This window comes from Pseudomonas sp., from assembly GCF_046581935.1.
In the GTDB taxonomy this organism is placed as follows: domain Bacteria; phylum Pseudomonadota; class Gammaproteobacteria; order Pseudomonadales; family Pseudomonadaceae; genus Aquipseudomonas.
The window spans coordinates 1-21,936 of record NZ_JAYGFK010000006.1 but is presented as its reverse complement, the minus strand read 5'-3'; the positions used below and the strand labels follow the sequence as shown (position 1 = coordinate 21,936).

Sequence of the window (21,936 nt, the reverse complement as noted above, 5' to 3'; positions counted from 1 at the left end):
AGGCCGGGCCGCGCAGGTTGCGCGCAACGATACCCATCCTACAAAGGCAAGATTTAGCGTTCGCCGATCAACCACTCAATGGGCAGCTCATGCTGGCCGCGCTCATCGGTCACAAACAACTCGCCATCGCTGATCATCACGCTCCAGTTCAGCGAGCGCGGCATGTCCAGCGCCAGCTTGGCCAAGGCTTCCTGGTCCAGTGCCACCACGTTGATGTTCTTCAGGGTACGCACCGGATCAAGTTCTTTGATCTGCCAGACGCGCAGGTTGCCATAGGCCACCAGGCTGAATTTCTCGGTACGCCGCGAGCACCACGTCATGCGCTCGCTATCCGGCTGACCGACTTCAATCCAGTGCAGCACGCGATCATCCAGACTTTTTTCCCACAGCGCCGGCTCATCGACATCCGACAGGCCGCGACCGAACGCCAAATGCTCGTGATAAAACAAGGCATACCCCACCAAGCGCGCGGCCAGGCGCTCTTCGGTTTCCGAAGGGTGCTTGGCCACAGTGAAACGCAGGTTTTCATAGACGCTGCGGTCCATGTCGGTGAGGTTAAGCTCGATTTTGTAGGTGGTAGACGGCAGGGCCATGGCGGGGCTTCTTACTGGGCGAAAAGAGCGCAAGTCTAACCCGAAATGCGCCTCGCCCGCAGGCCACGCCCACTCAACAGCGCATTTGTCGCTCGCTGCCGTCCTCAGGATCACGGTAATCAATAATCGCCTGGCACGTACTCAGGTCGACATACAAGCGGCAGTAATGCTCACCATGACGCCAGGCCATGGCCACGCTGCCGTCAGCGGACTGATCCAGCTCAAAGCGCCCATCAAAGGCCGGATGGCTATTGCGTAAACGCATCAGCTGCAACAGGCGTTGTACCAACGGTTGCTGCAGCGCCTCTTCGGCTTCTTCCAGGCTGTAATAGTGTCGATTGACGTCACGCGCCTCGCCGCTCGCGCTACATAGTTCGAAATCATTACAGCCGGCCAGCAGGCCAACGTAGTAAACCTGCGGAATACCGGGCGTGAAGAATTGAATGGCACGCGCGGCAATATAGGCCTCGTCATTGCGCAGCAAGGCCTCATAGAAGGTGCAGGTAAGCTGATAAATCGCCCCCACACTGTGCACGCTGACCGCTGAGCGACGCATGATCGGGTCAGCGCTGCGGGTCGATACTTCATCGACCAGAAAACGAATTTCCGGCTCTGGCAGCATGCTTTCCACATCCGGGATGCAAATGCCGTCATGGGTATCGAGCACGGTGATCTGGTTGCGTGGGCACATGCGCAGCCACTGTTTCAGGTAACGGCTGTTGCCGGCGAGAAAGGCGTGCAACACCAACGGCGGCAAGGCGAACGCATAAGGCCGCATATGCCGGCGCGAAATGGCGTACTGGTAGCTGATGTGGTCATGTACCTCAGGCAGCATCTCCGCGCCGTACTTCTCGCCGGTTTCACGGAACCAATCGAGGATGCGATAGACATCCGGCTCGACCAAAAAACAGCTGCTGCCAATCTTCTTGGTGGTGTAACCGAACGCATCCAGCCGAAACAGTTTGACCCCGCGCGCGGCGAGAAACGCCATGTACCGCTCCATCAACTGATAGGTCAGTGGCGACGCGTAGTTGAGGTCGATCTGCCGCTCAGTGAAGGTGCACCACACTCGGCACGTCTCGCCATTGGCCAGGCGCACATCACGAAACGGCTCTTTCTCCTTGCGGATGTGAATCTTGGCCAGGTCTTCCAGGCTGATCTCGCCCAACTTATCGACCTGCACAAACAAGTCGGCGTAGGGCGAGTCCTGGCCGTGGGCAACAAAATCGAGAAACTCGGGCGACTCATCGGCAATGTGGCTGATCACCAAGTCAACACACAGATCAAAGCGCGCCGAGATACGCTCAACATCCGCCCAGTCGCCGTAGCGTGGGTCGACTTCCATATGAGTTAACGGTGAAAAGCCACCGTCCGCATTGGACGGATACATCGGCAGCAAATGCACGCCAGCGACGGCATCAGCCAGGTGTCGGTCGAGCAGTGTGTAGAGACTGCTGAGATTGCCACCCAAGCGATCTGGATAGGTGATCAACTGAATCGCGTTGCGCAATGCCATGCTCGCTCCTCATTTGCCAGAACAACCGTCGCCTGCTGAGAACAGGATTAGGTTGACCTTAACGAGAGATGCCGGGCATGGCCAGCGCTTCAGGCAGGGATATAACTAGAGGTGGACGCCATAGCTGGCATAAATCCGCTCAATCTCGCCGCGCTGCTTGAGTTCTAGAATTGCCGCATCCAGCTTTTCCAGCCAGGCTTCATGACGCGGATGAACCCTCATACTGACATCGAAAGAACTAATGGCATCACCCATCTCGAAGGCGCGGTACTCTGGCTCTTTAGCCAGGCTGTATTGAGCAATTGCCTTATTGATGACAATTTGATCGAAGCGCGACTTCGCCAGCATCTCCAGCAACTGCGCCTCATTTAAGCCATTGCGCCGATCAATCCGGCCGACCTCAATCAGTGCCTGCAAGTCGGGATAAGCATAACCGCGCACCAGCCCCACCGACTTGCCACGTAAATCATCGGGGCCAGCCACAGGGAACGCCTTGCCCGGCGCAAACACCATGACATCGATAATCTTGCCAAAGGGCACAGAAAACACTCCAGGTGTCGGCTGGTCACGCATCCACCCAGGATAAACACCCGGCTCTATATCAAGCTGCCCACCATTGAATAGCAGCCCAATTCGCGGATAGGGATAGTACTGGACGTTGAAGGTGTCACCCGTCAGTTTGCCCAGCTCATCAAATATGTCCTGATAGATACCCGTTCTACCCTGCTCAATCATCATTGGTGGGTAGTTATAAAAACCAACGTCAAACGAGGCGGCATAGACGCCAGCCGAGGGACAGATAAAACACAGCTGTAAGTACGCCTTAATCAACCACCTCACGCTACCTCCACTACGTTTGCTGTACTGCAAACGAACGTTAGAATCCGCCAAATAGCCAGGCGACCACAACCCCCAGCACAACTATTGCCAATAGCCAGACGATGCCGCCATGGCCGCCGGCCTGAACCACTGAGACAGAGCCCGGATGCTGCTCAGCCTGAAAATCATCCACTGCATCCTTGGCCTCTTTTAACCCAAGCCCCTTGAGCTCACGCAGCAGTTTAATCGCCTCGATTTTCCGACCACGCTGCAGAGCCGCTACGACCTCCGGCGGTAAACTCTGATCTAACTCAGTCATCTCATGCTCCTCGCTATTAATCTACCCAGAGCATAGGCGCAAAAAAAGCCGGCCCCTCACGGGTACCGGCTTTTTAGACAAGCGCCAAACTTACAGCGGCTTACCGCGATTACCGTGCTGGGCAACAAAGCTCTGCACGGTTTTCAGGTCGTTGGCCAGCACCGTGCAACGCTCATCTCGCTCGAACAGGTCAGCCAAATGCGCTGGCAGCGCTGGCGCTTGACCTATGCCAGCCTTCTCCACCGCTTCGGGGAATTTGACTGGGTGCGCCGTACCAAGGATGACCATCGGCGTAGCCAGGCTGCGACGGCATTCACGGGCCGCACGTACGCCAATCGCAGTGTGCGGATCGAGCAACTCGCCACACTCGTTGAACACTTCAGTGATGGTTTCGCAGGTTTGCGCATCGTCCACGGCAAGGGAGTCAAACAGCTTACGGGCTTCGGTCCAGCGGTCTTCCTCGACGCTGAAGCCACCACCTTTTTTGAAGTTCGCCATCAGCTCGGCAATTGCGGCACCGTTACGGCCGTGCAGGTCGAACAGCAGTCGCTCGAAGTTCGACGAGACCATGATGTCCATGGACGGCGACAGCGTCGGGTGCAGGGTGTCTTTCACATACTGATTACCGCTCATAAAGCGGTGCAGGATGTCGTTGCGGTTGGTGGCGACGATCAGTTGGCTGATCGGCAGGCCCATATTGCGCGCCAGGTAGCCAGCGAAAATGTCGCCGAAATTGCCAGTCGGCACCGAGAACGCGATAGAACGCGCTGGGCCGCCCAACTGCAGGGCTGCGTGGAAGTAGTAAACGATCTGGGCCATGATCCGCGCCCAGTTGATCGAATTGACCGCAACCAAACGCGTACCTTTGAGGAAGCCTTGGTCAGCGAAGCTGTCTTTGACCATTTCCTGGCAGTCATCGAAGTTGCCTTCAATGGCGATGTTATGGATGTTGTCACCAAGAATGGTGGTCATCTGCCGGCGCTGCACCTCGGACACACGGTTGTGCGGGTGCATGATGAAGATGTCGACGTTATCGCACGCCTTGCAGCCTTCGATGGCCGCCGAGCCGGTGTCACCGGAAGTCGCGCCCATGATCACCACGCGCTCGTTGCGCTTGGCCAGCACGTAATCAAGCAAACGGCCGAGCAACTGCAGGGCAAAATCCTTGAAGGCTAGGGTCGGACCGTGGAACAGCTCCAGCACCCACTCATTGCCGTTGAGCTGACGCAGCGGCGCCACAGCCGAATGCTCGAATACGCCATAGGTTGCTTCGAGGATTTTCTTGAAGTCGGCATCTGGAATACTGCCGGTAACGAACGGACGCATCACCCGGAAGGCCAGCTCGTGATACGGCAGGCCAGCCCAGGAAGCAATTTCTTCCTGAGTGAAGCGCGGCAAATTTTCTGGCACATAGAGGCCGCCATCACTGGCCAAGCCAGCCAGCAGCACATCTTCGAAATTCAGGGCCGGTGCCTGGCCACGGGTACTGATATAGCGCATAGGGGCAAACCTTCGGTTCAATCTTTAAGAGCCACAACTGCCTGCTGCAGGTGCGGCCAAAGGCGGATTAGTTCAACTGTTCGACGCGGATACGCACAACACTGCCAGCCACATCGTCGAGCGCTTCAAGGGCGCTAATGGCTTCGTTGATCTGCGCCTCAACCACGCGATGGGTCACCAGAATCATCGGCACCAAGCCGTCTTGCTCTTCGGCTTCTTTCTGCATGATCGACTCGATGTTGATACCACGAGCCGAGAGGATGCTTGCTACCTGAGCCAGCACACCTGGATGATCCTTGGCCTGAATGCGCAGGTAGTAAGCGCTCTCACTGGCTTCGATCGGCAGAATCGGATGATCGGACAGCGAGTCTGGCTGGAAGGCCAGGTGCGGTACGCGATTAGTCGGATCAGCAGTCAATGCACGAACCACATCCACCAGGTCAGCAATGACCGACGAAGCGGTCGGCTCCATGCCGGCACCCGCGCCGTAATACAGCGTGCTGCCAACAGCATCGCCATTGACCATAACCGCATTCATCACACCATTAACGTTAGCGATCAAGCGATCAGCCGGAATCAGCGTCGGATGCACACGCAACTCAATGCCCGCTTCGGTACGACGCGCCACACCCAGGTGCTTAATGCGATAACCAAGCGCCTCGGCGTAGTTGACATCGGCAGTGGTCAGCTTGGTAATACCTTCGGTATAGGCCTTGTCGAACTGCAGCGGGATGCCAAAGGCAATCGAGGCGAGAATGGTCAGCTTATGCGCAGCATCAATGCCTTCGACATCAAAGGTCGGATCGGCTTCGGCATAACCCAAGGCCTGCGCCTCAGCCAGCACGTCCGGGAAGGTGCGGCCTTTCTCGCGCATTTCACTGAGGATAAAGTTGCCGGTGCCGTTGATGATCCCAGCCACCCAGTTAATACGGTTGGCGGCCAGACCTTCGCGAATGGCCTTGATCACCGGAATACCACCCGCTACTGCGGCTTCGAACGCAACGATCACACCCTTCTCGCGGGCCTTGGCAAAAATCTCATTGCCGTGCACGGCGATCAGCGCCTTGTTCGCGGTGACCACGTGCTTGCCGTTTTCGATGGCCTTGAGCACCAGCTCTTTAGCCAGGGTGTAGCCGCCGATCAGCTCGATAACGATGTCGATTTCAGGGTTACTCACCAGTTCGAATACATCAGTGGTGATGCTAATACCGGTTGTGTCGTACTGCGGCTTGGGCGAACGAATGGCAATCTGGGCAATCTCAATGCCGCGACCAGCGCGACGTGTGATTTCCTCAGCATTGCGCTTGAGTACATTCAAAGTACCGCCACCGACAGTACCCAGCCCACAGATGCCTACTTTGACCGGTTTCACACTGAACTCCCCATCTGCACTGCATAAAACGGCCGGAGCAAGCCCCGGCCGAAGAAAAAGAGCCGCACGATACGAAGCGGCTGTTTATTAGTCAATCAGGCACACGCCTCGTATTAATTGGATTCCAGCGCGATTTTCGCCAGCTGCGGTGCAGGCTGATACCCAGGAATGATTTTGCCGTTGGCCAGAACAATGGCCGGCGTACCGCTCACCCCAACCATTTGCCCCAGCGCATATTGCTTGGCAACCGGGCTGTCGCACTTAGTCTCAGGCACTGAATGACGCGTCTTGGCCATATTCATCGCCGCCTGCCGGTCTTTGGCGCACCAGACATTGGACAGCTCTGCAGCCGCCTCACTGCCCATGCCTTGGCGCGGGAAGGCCAGGTAACGCACCTCAACCCCTAACCGGTTCAACTCAGGCACTTCACTGTGCAATTTCTGGCAGTAGCCGCAATCGGTGTCGGTAAATACGGTGATATGGGTCTTCGGTTCTTTGGCGGCGAACACCACCATTTCCGAGACTGGGATCGCATCAATAAGTTTGGCAACACCTTTAGTCTCAGCCGCTTCAGTCAGGTTGACCGGCTTGCCATTCTTGACCTGGAACAGATAGCCCTGCAGAAGAAACTGGCCATCTTCGCTGGCATACAACTGACGACCGCCGCTCAGCTGAACCTGATAAAGGCCAGTCATCGGGCTTTCCGCAATGGCCTCAATCGGCAACTCAGGGTCGACTGCCTTGAGGGTATTACGGATGGCCTGATCGGGATCAGCAGCAACACCAATGCTGCTAACCAGGCTCAAGGCCAATGCGACAACAATGCGGTTGAAACGCATACAAACTCCTGTCGAAAGACGGTCTAGCGAATAATCGGCACAGCCTACCATAGAAGCATTCACAGACCGATCACGGCAGGCCAGACGGCGCTCTCAGCCTCGCGGGTGGTGCTGCGCATGCAGCTCCTGCAGCCGTGCGCGGGCAATGTGCGTATAGATTTGCGTCGTCGAGAGGTCGCTATGCCCCAGCAGCATCTGCACCACGCGTAAATCAGCGCCATGATTGAGCAAATGCGTGGCAAAGGCATGGCGCAAGGTGTGTGGTGAAAGACTCTTGGCAATCCCCGCCACCCGAGCATGGTGCTTGATGCGATACCAGAATGTTTGCCGGGTCATCTGCTCGCCACGCATGCTGGGGAACAGCACATCACTGGGCTTGCCATCCAGCAAGAACGGCCGCGCCTCCTTGCTGTAACGCTCGATCCAGGCAATGGCTTCCTCACCGAGAGGAACCAAACGCTCCTTGCTGCCTTTACCGAAGACGCGCAACACACCCTGACGCAGATTGACCTGTTCAAGCGTTAGACCAATCAGCTCACTGACCCGCAGACCACAGGCATACAACACTTCCAGCATTGCCCGGTCACGCAAGCCGATAGGGTCATCCAGCTCTGGCGCAGACAGCAAAGCCTCGACATCCGCTTCAGATAAGGACTTAGGTAAAGGCCGACCAAGCTGGGGCAAATCGACCTGCAAGGTCGGATCTGTATTGATCAGCTGTTCACGCAGCAGAAACCGGTAGAAGCCACGCAGTCCAGACAGTAGCCGCGCAGTGGATCGTGCTTTATAGCCTTCGTTTAAACGCCACGCCAAATGATCCAGAATCAGCTCACGCCCGGCATCCGGCAACTGCACATCGCGGGCCTGCAACCAGCCATTAAACAACGCCAAATCACTGCGATAAGCCGCTCGCGTATTGGCCGAAAGCCCCTTTTCCAACCACAAGGTTTCGACAAAACGATCAATCAGTGGATGGTCGATGGCTGGCATGCGTAACTATAGTGGCGACGGGAAGCCGGCTAGTCTTTCACAGCTCGACAGGCAGGGCCAGACACTCATACACAAGGACTCTTGATGAACGAACAGCATATTCTCCTGGCCTTCGCCGCCATCGGCGCAAGTGCACTCGCCTGCCAATGGCTGGCGTGGCGCCTGCGCCTACCGGCGATTCTATTTCTACTGATCACCGGCATCCTCGCCGGACCGCTACTCGGCCTACTTGACCCTCAGGCATTGTTCGGTGATTTGCTGTTCCCCGTGGTATCGATGGCCGTCGCCTTGATCCTGTTCGAAGGCAGCTTGACCCTGCACCTGTCGGAATGGCGCGAGATTGGTAGCGTAGTCAGGCGCATGGTGACTATTGGCGCGCTGGCCACCTGGGCCGTAATCGCCATCAGCACGCATTTCTTGCTGGGCTTCAACTGGGAAATGGCACTGCTGTTCGGCTCATTAACACTGGTCACCGGCCCGACCGTGATCGTGCCGATGCTGCGCGTCGTGCGCCCCAAAGCCTCCATCGCCAATATTCTGCGCTGGGAAGGCATCGTCATCGACCCGATTGGCGCACTACTCGCCGTTGTGGTGTACAGCTTTATTATCGCCAGCAGCGAAGGCAATGGCTGGAACCACGGCCTGGGCACCTTCGCCGGAGTCATCGCCTGCGGCAGCCTGTTCGGCATTGCCAGCGGCTGGGCGCTAGGCCACGTATTAAAGCGCCGCTGGCTGCCGGACTATCTGCACAACCTCGCCGTGTTAGCCACCGTACTCGGTGCCTTCATTGCCGCCAACGAAGTCATGCACGAGTCCGGCCTGCTTGCCGTTACCTTGATGGGCATGTGGCTGGCCAATATGAAGGGCGTCGACGTACGGCACATCCTGCACTTCAAAGAGAACCTCAGCGTTTTGCTGATTTCCGGGCTGTTCATTCTGCTGGCCGCCCGCCTTGACCTTAACGCCCTGCTCGCCCTCGGCCCCGCTGTATTACTGTTACTGGTGATCATCCAGTTTGTTGCCCGCCCGCTTAACGTGGCACTGTCGACCTTCGGCTCCAACCTGAACTGGCGCGAGCGGGCACTACTTGCCTGGATATCGCCACGCGGCATTGTCGCGGCAGCCGTCTCGGCCATTTTCGCCATTCGCCTTGGCGAGCTAGGTTATGAAGGTGCGCAATTACTGGTGCCTCTGACCTTTGCCGTTATTATTGGCACCGTCGTCTTGCAAAGCGCCACCGCGCGGCCATTAGCAAAACTATTGAAAGTGGCAGAGCCGGCGCCTAGCGGCTTTCTTATCGTCGGTGCCAACCCAGTGGCCCGCGCACTCGGTACAGCGTTACAGGATCTCGGCAACCGTGTGCTGCTGTGCGACTCCAGCTGGGAGAACATCAGTGCCGCGCGCATGGAAAAACTTCCCACGTACTTCGGCAACCCCACCTCACAAGACGCCGAAGCGCATCTGGACCTGGTCGGTCTCGGCCACCTGCTGACACTGTCCCCCTCAAGCGAGCTGAATGCGCTGGCCTGCATGCACTTTCGCCATGACTTTGCCGCAAGTCGTCGCTTTAACCTACCTAGTGGCGCCGATGGTCGACGCAGCGATAAGCACCGCAGTCGTGACGAGGTACGCGGCCGACCGCTAGGCAACCAAACCCTAAGCTTCCCTCAGTTCGCCAGCCGCCTCAGCAAGGGCGCGGAAATTCGCACAACCACCCTAACCGGCACCTTTGACTGGCAGGCTTACCAAAATCTGCACGGAGACAGGGCCGTTGTACTGATCGCCCGCGACCCAAACGGCTGGATACACATCGCTAGTCAGCCCTTTGAGCTTATCCCACGCGCGGAATGGACCTTAGTCGCCTTGATTGATGCAGAGCAGGACCCCAGCACATAACAGCTGACCAGGAACAAACAAAGGCGCGTCACCCTATCCTTAGATGGGTGACAGATGCCAATTTGCAACCCATGATTGCATCACGCCACTACAAACCAATGAGCCCAAGCAATGTCCAGCCAACAGCACTCACGCCTTGGTCAGATACTGATCAACAAGGGATTGATTAACCGCGGCCAGCTGGATGCTGCCATCCAACAGCAACTCACCAGCCAAAAACGCTTGGGCGAAGTCCTCATCGAGCAAGGCTGGTTAACTGAGCGGCAACTGAAAAAGGCCCTCAGCAAGCAAACTAACCTGCGCCTGGCGGCCACCCTGATCGCCGCCCTACTCAGCCCCTTCCAAATTGCCAGCGCCGATGCACCTCGCGTGCAAGCCAGCATCAGCCAGGAGCATGCACCTCATGGCCTGCGCCCGCTAACTGACTTGGAGATGAGCAATGTCAGCGCCCAAGGCCTGGACGACGTACTGCAAGGCTTGTTTCTGCAAGCAGGCAGTGGCGACGGTCTGGACACAGTTGCTCAGCTGAGCAAGCTGGTCATGCCCGTCCTCAGCAGCCTGGAGGCGGAAACCTCTATGAAGGACGTGCGCTACGACACCAGCAAGCTTACCTCAGCTATCAACGCCGATGGCTCAGTAAATGTACGCCTGCCCAGCTCAATTGGTGAGTTACGCTTCGATAACATTCGCGTCGCCGGCGCACCACAAGGCCAAAGCTTTGGCAACCTAAGCCTGCAAGACATCGACCTGTCGCAAGCCTCACTCAAGATCAGCATTCACTGAGCGGATCACAGAAACGAAAAAAGCAGCCCGAAGGCTGCTTTTTTATTGGAAAGCTGAGGCTTAGCCCAGTTTTTCCTTGATGCGTGCTGCCTTACCAGACAGGTCACGCAGGTAGTAAAGCTTGGCTTTACGCACGTCACCGCGACGCTTAACAGCCAGGCTGTCAACCAGCGGGCTGTAGGTCTGGAAAGTACGCTCAACGCCAACACCGTTGGAGATCTTACGAACAGTGAAAGCACTGTTCAGACCACGGTTACGCTTAGCGATAACAACGCCTTCGAATGCCTGCAGACGCTGACGGTCGCCTTCCTTTACTTTTACCTGAACGACGATGGTGTCGCCCGGTGCAAAAGTAGGGATCTCTTTGCCCATCTGCTCAGCTTCGATCTGCTGAATAATCTTGTTGGTCATGCTGCGCTCCTAAGACAGGCCTCGGCCGGTCATCGATACATTAACTATCGTCCCGCTGGCGGATGTATTCCTCCAGCAGCTTCTTCTCTTCTCCAGAAAGCGAGCGGCTTTCCAGAAGATCAGCGCGGCGTTCATGCGTCCGACCAAGGGACTGCTGCAAACGCCAGCGCCGGATGTGCTCATGATTGCCACTCAGCAATACATCAGGAACACGTTTATCCGCATACACCTCCGGGCGAGTGTAGTGCGGGCAGTCGAGTAAGCCATCCGTGAAGGAGTCCTCTTCGGCCGAACTTGCATGACCCAGTGCTCCAGGCAAAAGGCGCGTTACCGCATCGATCAGCACCATGGCCGGCAGCTCACCGCCAGACAGGACGTAGTCCCCAATCGACCATTCTTCATCGACATGCGCCTCAATAAAGCGCTCATCAATGCCTTCGTAGCGACCGGCGATGAGGATTAACGCCTCAACGTTTGCCAGTTCGCGTACTGCTGACTGCGTCAGCTGGCGACCTTGCGGCGAAAGATAAATCACCTTCGCTTTTTCACCTGCGGCGTGCTTGGCATCGAGCAAAGCATCCTCAAGCGGCTTGATCTTCATCACCATGCCTGGGCCACCACCAAAAGGCCGATCATCCACAGTGTGGTGACGGTCACTGGTGTAGCTTCGCGGATTCCAACAGGTCAGTTGCAACAACCCCTGTTTCACCGCGCGGCTGGTAATGCCGTAATCGCTGATAGCGGTAAACATTTCCGGGAATAGCGTGATGACTTCAACGCGCAGATTTGGCATCAGGCTTAGAAGTCCGCATCCCAGTCGACCCGCATTTCACCAGCACTCAGATCAATCGACAGCACGCATTGCTCGGTATAGGGCAATAGGCGCTCGCGACCATCCAGGCTGTCGGTGCAGGGTTTAACCACCATCACATCGTTGGCACCGGTTTCAAACAAGTGATCAATCTTGCCGAGCAATTGCCCTGCCTGGTCGATAACTTTGAGACCTTCTAGCTGGTACCAGTAGTACTCACCATCAACTAACTCAGGGAACAGGTTGCGCGGCACACAGATCTCATAACCGGAGAGAAGACGCGCTTCTTCGCGATCATCAAGACCTTTAAGCTTTGCGACCAGGAACTTATCACTCCCGCGTCCGCTGACTAGCTCTACCTGTTTGACACTGCCTTCGCGCCGAAGCGTCCAGGACTTGTACTCCAACAGGTTTGCAACAGGATCAGTAAAGGAATACACCTTCACTTCACCGCGAACGCCATGTACAGAGTAGATCTTGCCGATAACGATCAAATCATCGGTAGAAGTAGGCGTCGCGCTCATATTGCTCAGGCCGCAGCCTTAGCAGCGTCCTTCAACAACTGAGCAACACGATCAGAAGGTTGTGCACCAACGCTCAGCCAATGGGCCAGGCGATCTTCCTTCACGGACAGGCGAACTTCCTGACCACGAGCGATCGGGTTGAAGAAACCGATCTCTTCTTTGTGCGAACCGTCGCGTGGGTTACGGCTGTCGGTCACGTTAATCTTGTAGAACGGGCGCTTTTTGGAGCCGCCAAGGGCAAGACGAATTGTTAGCATGTGAACATAGTTCCTGTAGTCGGTGCTGCAAATCTAAATGCACAGCGGGCATAGGTGCCCGAAAGGCCGCATATTCTAAGGAATATCCGGACTTTTGCAAATGGCTTTTTCAGGCACATAGGGTTGTGCAATCAAGATTTGCCAGATGCCGCCATCCAAAGCGGCCAGTCAGCTCCCGCAAAAGGCGGGTTTACTGTAAGTCCCCACATTCAGCGGGGACTGCGCCGACATCACTGCCGACGCGGATTCCTTACATCTTCGGCATGCCGCCTGGCATCATCCCACCCATGCCACGCATCATTTTGGCCATACCGCCCTTTGCAGTGAATTTCTTCATCATCTTCTGCATTTGCTTGTGCTGCTTGATCAAGCGCCCGATGTCCTGCACCTGAGTGCCGGAGCCCATGGCAATACGGCGCTTGCGCGAACCACTGATCACATCAGGATCGCGCCGCTCTTGGGGCGTCATGGAGTTGATGATCGCCTCCATCTGCTTGAACTGCTTCTCGGCCGCGCCCTGAGCGTTACCCATTTGTGCCAGATTGACGCCACCCATTTGCGGCAGCTTGTCCATCAGACCACCAAGACCACCCATACTTTTCATCTGCTGCAACTGATCACGGAAGTCTTCGAGATCGAAGCCCTTGCCCTTCTTCAGCTTTTTGGTGAGTTTCTCAGCCTTCTCACGATCAAGGGTTTGCTCGGCCTGCTCGATCAGGCTGAGCACATCGCCCATGCCGAGAATGCGCGAGGCAATACGATCCGGGTGGAAGGGCTCTAGCGCCTCGGTCTTTTCACCCATACCGATAAACTTGATCGGCTTGCCGGTGATATGCCGCACAGACAGCGCCGCACCACCACGGGCATCACCATCAACCTTGGTCAGCACCACACCGGTCAACGGCAGCGCATCATTAAAGGCCTTGGCGGTGTTGGCGGCGTCTTGCCCGGTCATGGCATCGACCACGAACAGGGTTTCAACCGGGTTGATCGCCGCATGCAGCGCCTGGATCTCCGCCATCATTTCAGCGTCGATGGCTAGGCGACCGGCGGTATCGACGATCACTACGTCAATAAACTTGAGCTTGGCTTCCTTGATCGCCGCCTGGGCGATATCCACCGGCTTCTGGCTAAGATCCGAAGGGAAGAAGGTCACGCCAATATCAGCGGCCAGAGTCTCCAACTGTTTGATCGCCGCCGGGCGATACACGTCAGCAGATACCACCAGCACGGTCTTCTTCTTACGTTCTTTAAGGAAGCGCGCCAACTTACCGACCGTAGTGGTCTTACCCGCACCCTGCAGACCCGCCATCAGCACTACAGCCGGCGGCACGGCATTTAGTGCCAGGTCTTCGTTGGCCGCGCCCATCAACGCTTCGAGTTCGGCGCGAACGATTTTCACAAAGGCTTGACCAGGGGTCAGGCTTTTTGAGACCTCAGTGCCGACCGCACGATCTTTGACCTTATTAACAAAGTCTTTGACCACGGGCAGAGCAACGTCGGCCTCCAACAAGGCCATGCGCACTTCACGCAGGGTGTCCTTGATGTTGTCCTCGCTCAGTTTGGCTTTGCCAGTGACATTTCGCAGGGTCTGCGAGAGGCGATCAGTCAGATTTTCGAACATGCGCGTTCCTTTCAGGCTCAACCGAGCCGAGGGTGGGCTTGTAACAGGTCGCGGATTATAGCGGACTGCGGCAGGCACCGACACCGCCAGACGCTTTCGTGGCGTAGCGTTTATATGCCACACTGCGCGTCTTCCGGGTTTGCCTGAAAAGGATCTATGCACCCTCTGTTACCCAGCCTTGCCGCCGCCTGCCTCTATGCAGCAGCCGCTTCCTACCAAGGCCTGCGCCTAAAACAGCGCAGCACCATCAACAGACGTATTCTGGCGATGCTTGGCGTGCTCGCTTTGCTGTTCCACGCCAGCAGCCTGTTTATGCAGATGTCCGCCCCCAGCGGCCTGTACCTCGACTTTTTCAATGCGGCGAGTCTAATTGCCGCAGCGGTGATCCTGCTGACGCTATTGGCTTGCGTGCGCATCCCGGTAGAAAACCTATTACTGCTGCTATTTCCACTGGGTTTCCTCACGGTACTGCTCGACCAGTTCATGCCCGCTGGCACCAGCATGCCTATTAATGAATCCCCAGGGATTCTGGCGCACATCCTGCTGTCGATCACCGCATACGGCATGCTCACGATTGCGGTATTCCAATCGTTGCTGCTGCTACTGCAGGACCATCAACTCAAGCACAAGCACCCCTCTGGCCTGATCAAGAACTTCCCACCGCTGCAAACCATGGAAAGCCTGCTGTTTGGCTTTCTCTGGGCCGGCTGGGGCTTGCTGTCGCTGTCGCTGCTGTCCGGTGCCCTGTTTATCAACGATCTGTTTGCCCAACACCTGGTACACAAAACCCTTCTATCGTTCTTCGCCTGGGTGGTTTTTGCCGTATTACTTTGGGGTCGCCATCAACTCGGCTGGCGTGGCCATAAAGCCATTCGCTGGACCCTGGCGGGCTTCTGCCTGCTGATGCTGGCCTATTTCGGCAGCAAACTGGTTCGCGAATTCATCCTACATATCTGACGACCAAGGCACCTTCGTGGAAAACGTACATCCCGGCTTCCTGTTCGGCTTGCTGATTTTCCTGCTGCTCTGCTCAGCATTTTTCTCCAGCTCGGAAACCGGCATCCTCAGCCTCAATCGCTACCGTTTGAAGCACCTAGCCAAAGAAGGGCATCGTGGCGCTAAACGGGTCAGCGACCTCCTCAGCCGCCCGGATCGCTTGCTCGGCACCATTCTGATTGGCAATAACTTCGTCAACATTCTCGCCTCCTCGATCGCCACTGTGCTGGCGATAAAGCTCTGGGGCGAAGCGGGGATTGCCATTGCCACCATCGGCCTAACCCTGGCCCTGTTGATCTTTGGTGAAATCACCCCAAAAACCTTGGCAGCACTGCACCCAGAGCGAGTGGCTTACCCATTCAGCCTGCCCCTGCTAGTGCTACTCAAGCTGTTCTACCCACTGGTTATTCTGCTCGGCTGGATCACCAACGGCCTGCTTCGGCTGCTAGGCATCGACCCCACCAGCAAAAGTAACGACAGCCTGACCACCGAAGAACTACGCAGCGTAGTGCGCGAGTCAGGCCACGAGCTGCCGAAAAACCGCCAGAACATGCTGCTCGGCATTCTCGATCTAGAACGGGTGACAGTGGATGACATCATGATCCCGCGCAACGAGGTCACCGGGATCAACCTAGAAGATGACATCGACAGCATCATCAATCAGTTGACCAACACCCCGCATACGCGTCTGCCGGTGTTTCGCACCGACATCAACCAGGTCGAAGGCATTGTGCATATGCGCCAGATCGCCCGCCTGCTGACGCACAACGAGCTCAATAAAGAGACGCTACTGGCAGCCTGTCACGAGCCGTACTTCGTACCGGAAGGCACGCCACTGTCCACTCAGCTGATCAATTTCCAGAAGCAGAAGCGCCGTATCGGCATTGTGGTGGACGAATACGGCGACGTGATTGGCGTTGTCACCCTGGAAGATATCCTCGAAGAAATCGTCGGCGACTTCAGCAACCAAGACACCCTGCGCAGTCCGGATATCCATCCACAGGAAGACGGCACCCAAGTCATCGATGGCGCCGCCTATATCCGCGAGATCAACAAGGCGTTGGACTGGCACCTGCCCAGCGACGGCCCGAAAACCCTTAACGGGCTGATTACCGAAGCACTGGAAAGTATTCCTGACAGCGCGGTATGCCTGAAAATTGGCCCTTACCGCCTGGAAATTCTGCAGTCATCAGAAAACCGGGTAAAAAGCGTGCGCATCTGGCAAGCCAAGCCTAAGGCGCAGACTGAACCGTCGACGCAAGACTAAGCGCCAGTCCTTCAGCCCACACGCGATAACCCAGCGCTGAGGGGTGGTAACCGTCACGCGCTAGATAATCGACGGAAAAATCCAGCTCAACAGCGTGATAACCGGCACCCAAGCGGCCGGCCAGCTGCTGCAAACCACTATCCAACAAGCCTGCACGCAGACCAAGGATATGCCGCAACAACCAGGGCAACGCGGTGAAGTGCTGCAACGGCGGCACAGCACTGAAGGCTACCTGCGTACCGCGCGCCATCAACGCCTGAGTCATCTCACTGAGCGCGGCTCGCCACTGCGCTAGCGACGTCAGGTGCGTGGTGTCATTCACCCCGAACACCAACAACGCCAGATCAAACGGCCGGTCCTGCACTTGCGTTAATAAGCGCTGCTGAGCCTGCGCAGCGGTAATGCCATTCTCGCCACAAACCCGCCAAGCAACCGGCCGACCGCAACGAACCGCCAACGCCTCGGCTAACTGCCCGGCTAGCGCGAACTGCAACTGGTCCACGCCAACGCCGACAACGGTCGACTCGCCCAGCACCAGCAGACGTAACGGCTGGCCGGGTAGATAGCCTGCCGCAATACCACATAGCGCGCCAGCAGCCGGCGGCAAGCGTAACGCCTGTCGCCGCGTATGCAGAGCAAGCGGTAACGCGACTGGAGCCAGCAATGCCAACCCCAGCCACCAGACGCCAGCGCGCCAGGCACTCACAGCTCGGTGTTAACCGCCTGCGCCGCGCGCGTGGCCTTGGCTCGCGCCGATTGCAATGATTCGTCGCGCGCCAACGCCACACCCATCCGCCGTTGACCGCTGACTTCAGGCTTACCGAACAGACGCAGGGCGGTGTCCGGCTCAGCTAGAACGGCTGCCAGATTACCGAAGCTAACCTGCTGCGATTCACCCTCAACCAGCACCACCGCAGAAGCAGACGGCCCGAACTGACGAATAACCGGGATCGGCAACCCCAGAATGGCTCGCGCATGCAAGGCGAACTCGGACAAGTCCTGGGAAATCAGCGTGACCAAACCGGTGTCATGCGGGCGTGGCGAGATTTCACAGAACCAAACCTGGTCGCCTTTAACAAACAACTCGACACCGAACAGACCACGCCCACCCAACGAGCCGGTCACCGCCAGAGCAATGCGCTCGGCTTCGGCCTGAGCTTTGGCACTCATCGGTTGTGGCTGCCAGGATTCCTGATAGTCGCCCTTAACCTGACGGTGACCGACCGGCGCGCAGAACGTGGTGCCGCCAGCATGACGCACAGTGAGCAGCGCGATTTCATAATCGAAATCGATAAACCCTTCGACAATTACTCGACCCTTACCAGCACGCCCGCCAGCCTGGGCGTAATCCCAGGCGGACTGCAGATCATCGATACTTTTCAGTACCGATTGACCCTTGCCCGAGGAGCTCATGATTGGCTTGATCAGGCAGGGGAATCCAATGGCCTCGACTGCCGCCTGGCATTGTTCGAAGGAGTCAGCAAACTGATAAGGCGAGGTCGGTAGACCCAGTTCTTCGGCTGCCAAACGACGAATACCTTCGCGGTTCATGGTTAGCTGCGCCGCACGCGCGCTGGGGATTACCGTGAAACCTTCGTTCTCCAGCTCAACCAGGGTCGCGGTGGCAATAGCCTCGATTTCCGGAACGATGTAGTGCGGCTTCTCCAGCTCAATCACCGCACGCAGTGCAGCGCCGTCGAGCATATTGATCACATGGCTGCGATGGGCCACCTGCATGGCTGGCGCATTGGCATAGCGATCAACCGCAATTACCTCCACGCCCAGACGCTGTAGCTCGATGACCACTTCTTTACCAAGCTCACCAGAGCCGCACAACAGCACACGCGTCGCGCTCGGCGACAAAGGGGTTCCAATACGGGGCATGGGTGTCCTCAACCTAATCAATGAAATTACAGCAAAATGCCTTTAGCCTTGGCGCGCGAATGGCACAACACCAGCACATCACGGCGCTCGGTATTGTCCATCAGGCTCCAACGGGTGATTTCGGCGACCGTACGCTGGCAACCGATACAGATATCGTCTTCATCCAGTGCGCAGACATGCACACACGGCGATGCGACGGGACGCTCACTACTCATTATTCATCCTGCGGTGCCAAATCACGGGCGTAGCGCTGCGCATTGTGTACGTAATGCGCGGCGCTGGCTTCGAGCATTTTTTTCTGAGCCTCAGTCAGCTCACGCACGACCTTGCCAGGCGAGCCCATAACGAGCGAGCCATCGGGAATTTCCTTGCCCTCACCAATCAGGCTATTAGCGCCGATGATGCAATACTTGCCGATCTTCGCGCCGTTGAGCACCACCGCATTGATGCCGATCAAGCTGTAATCGCCCACCGTGCAGCCATGCAGCATCGCGTTATGGCCGATAGTCACCCCAGTGCCGAGACTCAAAGGAAAGCCCATATCGGTGTGCATCACCGTGCCGTCCTGCACGTTGCTGTTTTCACCGATATGAATCAGCTCATTATCACCGCGCAGCACGGCGTTAAACCAGACGCTCGCCCCAGGCTCCAGCTTGACCTTGCCCACCAGGGTGGCATTCGGTGCAACCCAGCTATCAGCATGGGCTTCTACTTGGGACTGGCCCAGACGGTATTTCATGCGTTGCTCCTCATCCCACTGTTAGGTGAGTTTGATGAAGTGCTCAGGCGGCTGGTGCATGTCGATATGCACATCGTCGAACACCAAGTTGACCAACTCGACCAGCATGATCGCCGTCAGCCCCCAGATTTTATATTCGCCATAGCGGTAACTTGGCACATACCAGCTGCGCCCGAGGTAATCGATGCGGTGAGTGGTTTCTCGTGGGTCGTCGCGAAAGAAGGCCAGCGGTACAGCAAACACAGCGGCAATTTCACCGTCATTGGGCTTGTACTCGACAAAATCCGGCACCAAGCCAACGTAGGGGGTGACCTGAATACCATGGCGCGACACTAGGGCGCTCAACGGCCCAATCACCTCGACCAGCCCAGGCGGCAAGCCAATCTCTTCTTCGGCTTCACGCAGCGCTGTTTCTATCAGATCGAAATCTTCCGGATCACGCCGGCCGCCGGGAAAAGCCACCTCACCGCCATGCGTAGACAAACCACTGGCACGTAAGGTGAGTACCACTTCCGGCTCATCGCTGCGGGTGATAGGCACGAGCACCGCGGCCTCAGGGTAGCGTTGGTCGACTTGTAGAATGTGCGGGCTGTAGCCACGCATGCGATGGAGCAACTCATCGAGCATGAGAATTCTCAGTCTTTTGTTCTGCGGTTGATGATGGCACGAAAGCAACGTACGGCCCAAGCCCCACACCGCGTGGTTGCAATCATTCAGGCAGTTAATGCAAGCCGCTCACAACGCTTGCCGAGCACGAGGCAGCCGCGCCAAGATAGCCAACACGCAACGAGGGTTTGGTATGAAGTTCTGTAGCAACTGCGGCGGCACAATCAGCCAGGTTATTCCGCAGGGTGACAACCGCTTGCGCCACGTCTGCGCACAATGCCAGACCGTGCACTACCAGAATCCGCGAATTATCGCCGGCTGCCTGCCGGTATGGGGCGAACAGGTACTGTTATGTCGCCGCGCGATTGAACCACGACGCGGCTACTGGACCCTACCAGCGGGCTTTATGGAGAACGGCGAAACCCTGGAACAGGCCGCCGCCCGTGAAACCCATGAAGAAGCCTGTGCACGGGTACGTAGCCTGAGCCTCTACACCCTGTTCGACCTGCCGCACATTAATCAGGTGTACATGCTGTTTCGCGCCGAGCTGGTCGACCTGGATTTTTCTCCGGGCGAGGAAAGCCTTGAGGTGCAACTCTTTCACGAACAGGACATCCCCTGGTCAGAGCTGGCTTTCCCGACTATAGGGCGTACCTTAGAATGTTACTTCGCAGACCGCCGCGAGCAACATTACCCGGTCCGCAACGAGCCGCTCGAAGCCTTGCGCGCGCACTACAAGAAAACCTTCTGATCCATGGAAATCACAATGCGCTGGCTGTTCGCCCTACTCTGCCTAACCACAGCCCTAACTGGCCACGCCAGCACCAGCACGCCCCTAAACGGCAAAACCATCGATAAAGTTCTGGTGGTCAAATCCGAGCGTAAGCTGCACCTCATCAGCCGGGGCGATACGCTCAAGTCCTACCGCATTTCGCTGGGCAAGCAACCAGAAGGCGCAAAACAACGCGAAGGCGACCGGCGCACCCCGGAAGGCTTCTATTGGATCGACTGGCGCAAGCCTAGCGACAAGTACAACTTGTCCATGCACATTTCCTACCCCAACGCCCGCGACCAGGCGCAGGCTCGCGCCAAGGGCGTACCAGCAGGCGGTATGATCATGATCCACGGCACGCCACTGGATGAGGAATACCCCGAGTGGTTCTTCCACACCCTGGACTGGACCGAAGGCTGCATTGCCATGAAGAACAACGATATTCGCGAGATCTGGTCCCTGGTAAAAGACGGCACGCTGATCGAAATCAGACCCTAAGCGACAGGCATAAAAAAGGCACCTTCGCGGTGCCTTTCTATTTCATAGCGTTTAAAACTGGATATCGGATAGACGCCACACATCAAAGGCCGGCGTCTCATAGGGATGATGCTGCTTCAGAGCCTTTACCGCGTCATGAATCAGCTCATCAGCGACGACCATCTCGACCTTCCACTCCACTAAGTGCTCAACCTGATCAGGTTGACCGAGAAACGGCTGACTGCCACCCAGTGCACGAAACTGTCCCTGCCCCTGCACTTGCCAACAGCACTGATCATACTGACCAATACGCCCACCACCAGCGCTGAATACCGCGGCTTTTACCGTATCCAGGTGAGTTTCAGGCACATAAAAACACAGCTTGTACATAATTCACCTAAAACCCTTTAAAGCTGGGTATTCCGGAGCATACAACTAAGATTGGGTAGGATACCTGAGTAGAGCACATTCAGCGATATCATTACGCCACCACCCAGTTCCTACCTTATGCTCCGTAGCTCAACCTGGCATTGCCGCATTGAGGTGCCAGCTTACCGTCGCTCCGCCATTGGTAATCGTCGCATCCTAAGCAAGAGCCTTCGAACTGGTAACAAGGCACTGGCCAAGGAGCTGGCACCATGCGGATAGGACAATGGAAAGCTGCATTTAAGTCTCTGCGTGACGAAAAAATCGTGCTCGTGATCAGTGATCTTAAAAGTCCCACGGCGGAAAGTGGGACCTATGTAAAGATGAGGTTTACGGACCTGCCACTTCGTAAAAGCAGGACTGTCTAGAGTTTCCCTAAGGAAACTCTGAAAAAGACTTCCTGATTTTGGCAAAATACCCAGACTCCACCCGCCGAGTTTTCCGATGAAGCAGATGACCTTCGCCGACGCCGAGTACGCCGGTAAGCGCAAGCAGACCCGCAAAGAGTTGTTCCT

The 21,936-nt window shown here is 56.7% G+C and carries 26 protein-coding genes; 7 read left to right on the top strand and 19 right to left on the bottom strand.

Features of this window, described 5'->3' with window-relative positions; genetic code table 11:
* Positions 1–53 precede the first annotated feature (53 nt).
* The 8 genes from VCA57_RS05505 to xerD all read right to left on the bottom strand — a co-directional run bounded on the left by VCA57_RS05505 (position 54) and on the right by xerD (position 7,948).
* Positions 54–593, bottom strand: coding sequence for a YaeQ family protein (locus VCA57_RS05505; RefSeq protein WP_411183959.1), 540 nt, complete (start codon positions 591–593; stop codon positions 54–56).
* A gap of 73 nt (positions 594–666) precedes the next feature.
* Positions 667–2,109 carry a sucrose phosphorylase gene (gtfA, locus tag VCA57_RS05500; RefSeq protein WP_411183958.1) on the bottom strand — a complete coding sequence of 481 codons (1,443 nt, stop codon included), beginning with the start codon at positions 2,107–2,109 and terminating at the stop codon, positions 667–669.
* A gap of 105 nt (positions 2,110–2,214) precedes the next feature.
* A complete protein-coding gene (locus tag VCA57_RS05495; protein WP_411183957.1) occupies positions 2,215–2,940 on the bottom strand; it encodes a substrate-binding periplasmic protein in 726 nt (241 codons plus the stop codon).
* Between the two features lie 46 nt (positions 2,941–2,986).
* Entirely contained in the window at positions 2,987–3,247 is a 261-nt protein-coding gene (locus tag VCA57_RS05490) for a ribosomal protein L7/L12 (RefSeq protein WP_411183956.1), read from the bottom strand.
* Positions 3,248–3,337: 90 nt separating this feature from the next.
* Positions 3,338–4,747, bottom strand: a complete 1,410-nt coding sequence (gene thrC / locus VCA57_RS05485; protein ID WP_411183955.1) for a threonine synthase — start codon at positions 4,745–4,747, stop codon at positions 3,338–3,340.
* A 67-nt stretch (positions 4,748–4,814) separates the two neighbouring features.
* The gene (locus VCA57_RS05480; RefSeq protein WP_411183954.1) at positions 4,815–6,119 is read right to left on the bottom strand and encodes a homoserine dehydrogenase; all 1,305 of its coding nucleotides are present in this window, start codon (positions 6,117–6,119) and stop codon (positions 4,815–4,817) included.
* 113 nt (positions 6,120–6,232) lie between these two features.
* Positions 6,233–6,958: a thioredoxin fold domain-containing protein gene (locus VCA57_RS05475; protein ID WP_411183953.1), complete on the bottom strand. Its 726-nt coding sequence runs from the start codon at positions 6,956–6,958 to the stop codon at positions 6,233–6,235.
* Between the two features lie 93 nt (positions 6,959–7,051).
* Complete coding sequence (gene xerD / locus VCA57_RS05470) at positions 7,052–7,948, bottom strand: site-specific tyrosine recombinase XerD (protein WP_411183951.1); 897 nt, start codon at positions 7,946–7,948, stop codon at positions 7,052–7,054.
* Positions 7,949–8,032: 84 nt separating this feature from the next.
* Between xerD and VCA57_RS05465 the strand changes: the two genes are divergently transcribed.
* Both VCA57_RS05465 and VCA57_RS05460 read left to right on the top strand, forming a co-directional pair.
* A complete protein-coding gene (locus VCA57_RS05465) occupies positions 8,033–9,844 on the top strand; it encodes a cation:proton antiporter (RefSeq protein WP_411183950.1) in 1,812 nt (603 codons plus the stop codon).
* 111 nt (positions 9,845–9,955) lie between these two features.
* Positions 9,956–10,627 carry a hypothetical protein gene (locus VCA57_RS05460; protein ID WP_411183949.1) on the top strand — a complete coding sequence of 224 codons (672 nt, stop codon included), beginning with the start codon at positions 9,956–9,958 and terminating at the stop codon, positions 10,625–10,627.
* 60 nt (positions 10,628–10,687) lie between these two features.
* Here the strand turns inward: VCA57_RS05460 and rplS are convergent, their stop codons facing one another.
* From rplS to ffh, 5 genes are all read right to left on the bottom strand, one after another.
* Positions 10,688–11,038: a 50S ribosomal protein L19 gene (gene rplS / locus VCA57_RS05455; RefSeq protein WP_394234202.1), complete on the bottom strand. Its 351-nt coding sequence runs from the start codon at positions 11,036–11,038 to the stop codon at positions 10,688–10,690.
* A gap of 40 nt (positions 11,039–11,078) precedes the next feature.
* Entirely contained in the window at positions 11,079–11,831 is a 753-nt protein-coding gene (trmD, locus tag VCA57_RS05450) for a tRNA (guanosine(37)-N1)-methyltransferase TrmD (RefSeq protein ID WP_411183948.1), read from the bottom strand.
* 5 nt (positions 11,832–11,836) lie between these two features.
* On the bottom strand, positions 11,837–12,373 hold the full coding sequence (rimM, locus tag VCA57_RS05445) for a ribosome maturation factor RimM (RefSeq protein WP_411183947.1): 537 nt from the start codon (positions 12,371–12,373) through the stop codon (positions 11,837–11,839).
* Between the two features lie 5 nt (positions 12,374–12,378).
* Positions 12,379–12,630 (bottom strand): 30S ribosomal protein S16, encoded by a 252-nt coding sequence (gene rpsP / locus VCA57_RS05440; RefSeq protein WP_411183946.1) that lies wholly within the window; start codon positions 12,628–12,630, stop codon positions 12,379–12,381.
* A gap of 250 nt (positions 12,631–12,880) precedes the next feature.
* Positions 12,881–14,254, bottom strand: coding sequence for a signal recognition particle protein (ffh, locus tag VCA57_RS05435; protein WP_411183945.1), 1,374 nt, complete (start codon positions 14,252–14,254; stop codon positions 12,881–12,883).
* A 156-nt stretch (positions 14,255–14,410) separates the two neighbouring features.
* Here ffh and VCA57_RS05430 point away from each other — a divergent pair, with 156 nt between their 5' ends.
* The gene (locus VCA57_RS05430; RefSeq protein WP_411183944.1) at positions 14,411–15,211 is read left to right on the top strand and encodes an inner membrane protein YpjD; all 801 of its coding nucleotides are present in this window, start codon (positions 14,411–14,413) and stop codon (positions 15,209–15,211) included.
* A gap of 16 nt (positions 15,212–15,227) precedes the next feature.
* A complete protein-coding gene (locus tag VCA57_RS05425; protein WP_411183943.1) occupies positions 15,228–16,517 on the top strand; it encodes an HlyC/CorC family transporter in 1,290 nt (429 codons plus the stop codon).
* Here the strand turns inward: VCA57_RS05425 and VCA57_RS05420 are convergent.
* From VCA57_RS05420 to VCA57_RS05400, 5 genes are read right to left on the bottom strand one after another with little or no spacing between them, the layout of a single operon-like run.
* Positions 16,483–17,223 carry an SGNH/GDSL hydrolase family protein gene (locus VCA57_RS05420; RefSeq protein ID WP_411183942.1) on the bottom strand — a complete coding sequence of 247 codons (741 nt, stop codon included), beginning with the start codon at positions 17,221–17,223 and terminating at the stop codon, positions 16,483–16,485. The two genes, VCA57_RS05425 and VCA57_RS05420, sit on opposite strands and share 35 nt — an antisense overlap.
* Entirely contained in the window at positions 17,220–18,401 is a 1,182-nt protein-coding gene (gene purT, locus VCA57_RS05415) for a formate-dependent phosphoribosylglycinamide formyltransferase (RefSeq protein ID WP_411183941.1), read from the bottom strand. The genes VCA57_RS05420 and purT overlap by 4 nt, the downstream gene beginning before the upstream one ends.
* Positions 18,402–18,427: 26 nt before the next feature.
* Positions 18,428–18,616 carry a DUF1289 domain-containing protein gene (locus VCA57_RS05410; RefSeq protein ID WP_411183940.1) on the bottom strand — a complete coding sequence of 63 codons (189 nt, stop codon included), beginning with the start codon at positions 18,614–18,616 and terminating at the stop codon, positions 18,428–18,430.
* The gene (locus VCA57_RS05405) at positions 18,616–19,140 is read right to left on the bottom strand and encodes a gamma carbonic anhydrase family protein (RefSeq protein WP_411183939.1); all 525 of its coding nucleotides are present in this window, start codon (positions 19,138–19,140) and stop codon (positions 18,616–18,618) included. The genes VCA57_RS05410 and VCA57_RS05405 overlap by 1 nt, the downstream gene beginning before the upstream one ends.
* Positions 19,141–19,161: 21 nt before the next feature.
* On the bottom strand, positions 19,162–19,767 hold the full coding sequence (locus VCA57_RS05400) for a CoA pyrophosphatase (protein ID WP_411183938.1): 606 nt from the start codon (positions 19,765–19,767) through the stop codon (positions 19,162–19,164).
* Positions 19,768–19,939: 172 nt separating this feature from the next.
* Here VCA57_RS05400 and VCA57_RS05395 point away from each other — a divergent pair, with 172 nt between their 5' ends.
* Positions 19,940–20,497 carry an NUDIX hydrolase gene (locus VCA57_RS05395; RefSeq protein WP_411183937.1) on the top strand — a complete coding sequence of 186 codons (558 nt, stop codon included), beginning with the start codon at positions 19,940–19,942 and terminating at the stop codon, positions 20,495–20,497.
* Between the two features lie 15 nt (positions 20,498–20,512).
* Positions 20,513–21,016 (top strand): L,D-transpeptidase family protein, encoded by a 504-nt coding sequence (locus VCA57_RS05390; protein ID WP_411183936.1) that lies wholly within the window; start codon positions 20,513–20,515, stop codon positions 21,014–21,016.
* Positions 21,017–21,067: 51 nt separating this feature from the next.
* Here VCA57_RS05390 and VCA57_RS05385 read toward each other — a convergent pair whose 3' ends face one another.
* Entirely contained in the window at positions 21,068–21,385 is a 318-nt protein-coding gene (locus VCA57_RS05385; RefSeq protein ID WP_411183935.1) for an NGG1p interacting factor NIF3, read from the bottom strand.
* A gap of 117 nt (positions 21,386–21,502) precedes the next feature.
* On the opposite strand from VCA57_RS05385, the gene VCA57_RS05380 reads away from it, so the two are divergent.
* Positions 21,503–21,643 (top strand): DUF6538 domain-containing protein, encoded by a 141-nt coding sequence (locus VCA57_RS05380; RefSeq protein ID WP_411183934.1) that lies wholly within the window; start codon positions 21,503–21,505, stop codon positions 21,641–21,643.
* Positions 21,644–21,936 lie beyond the last annotated feature (293 nt).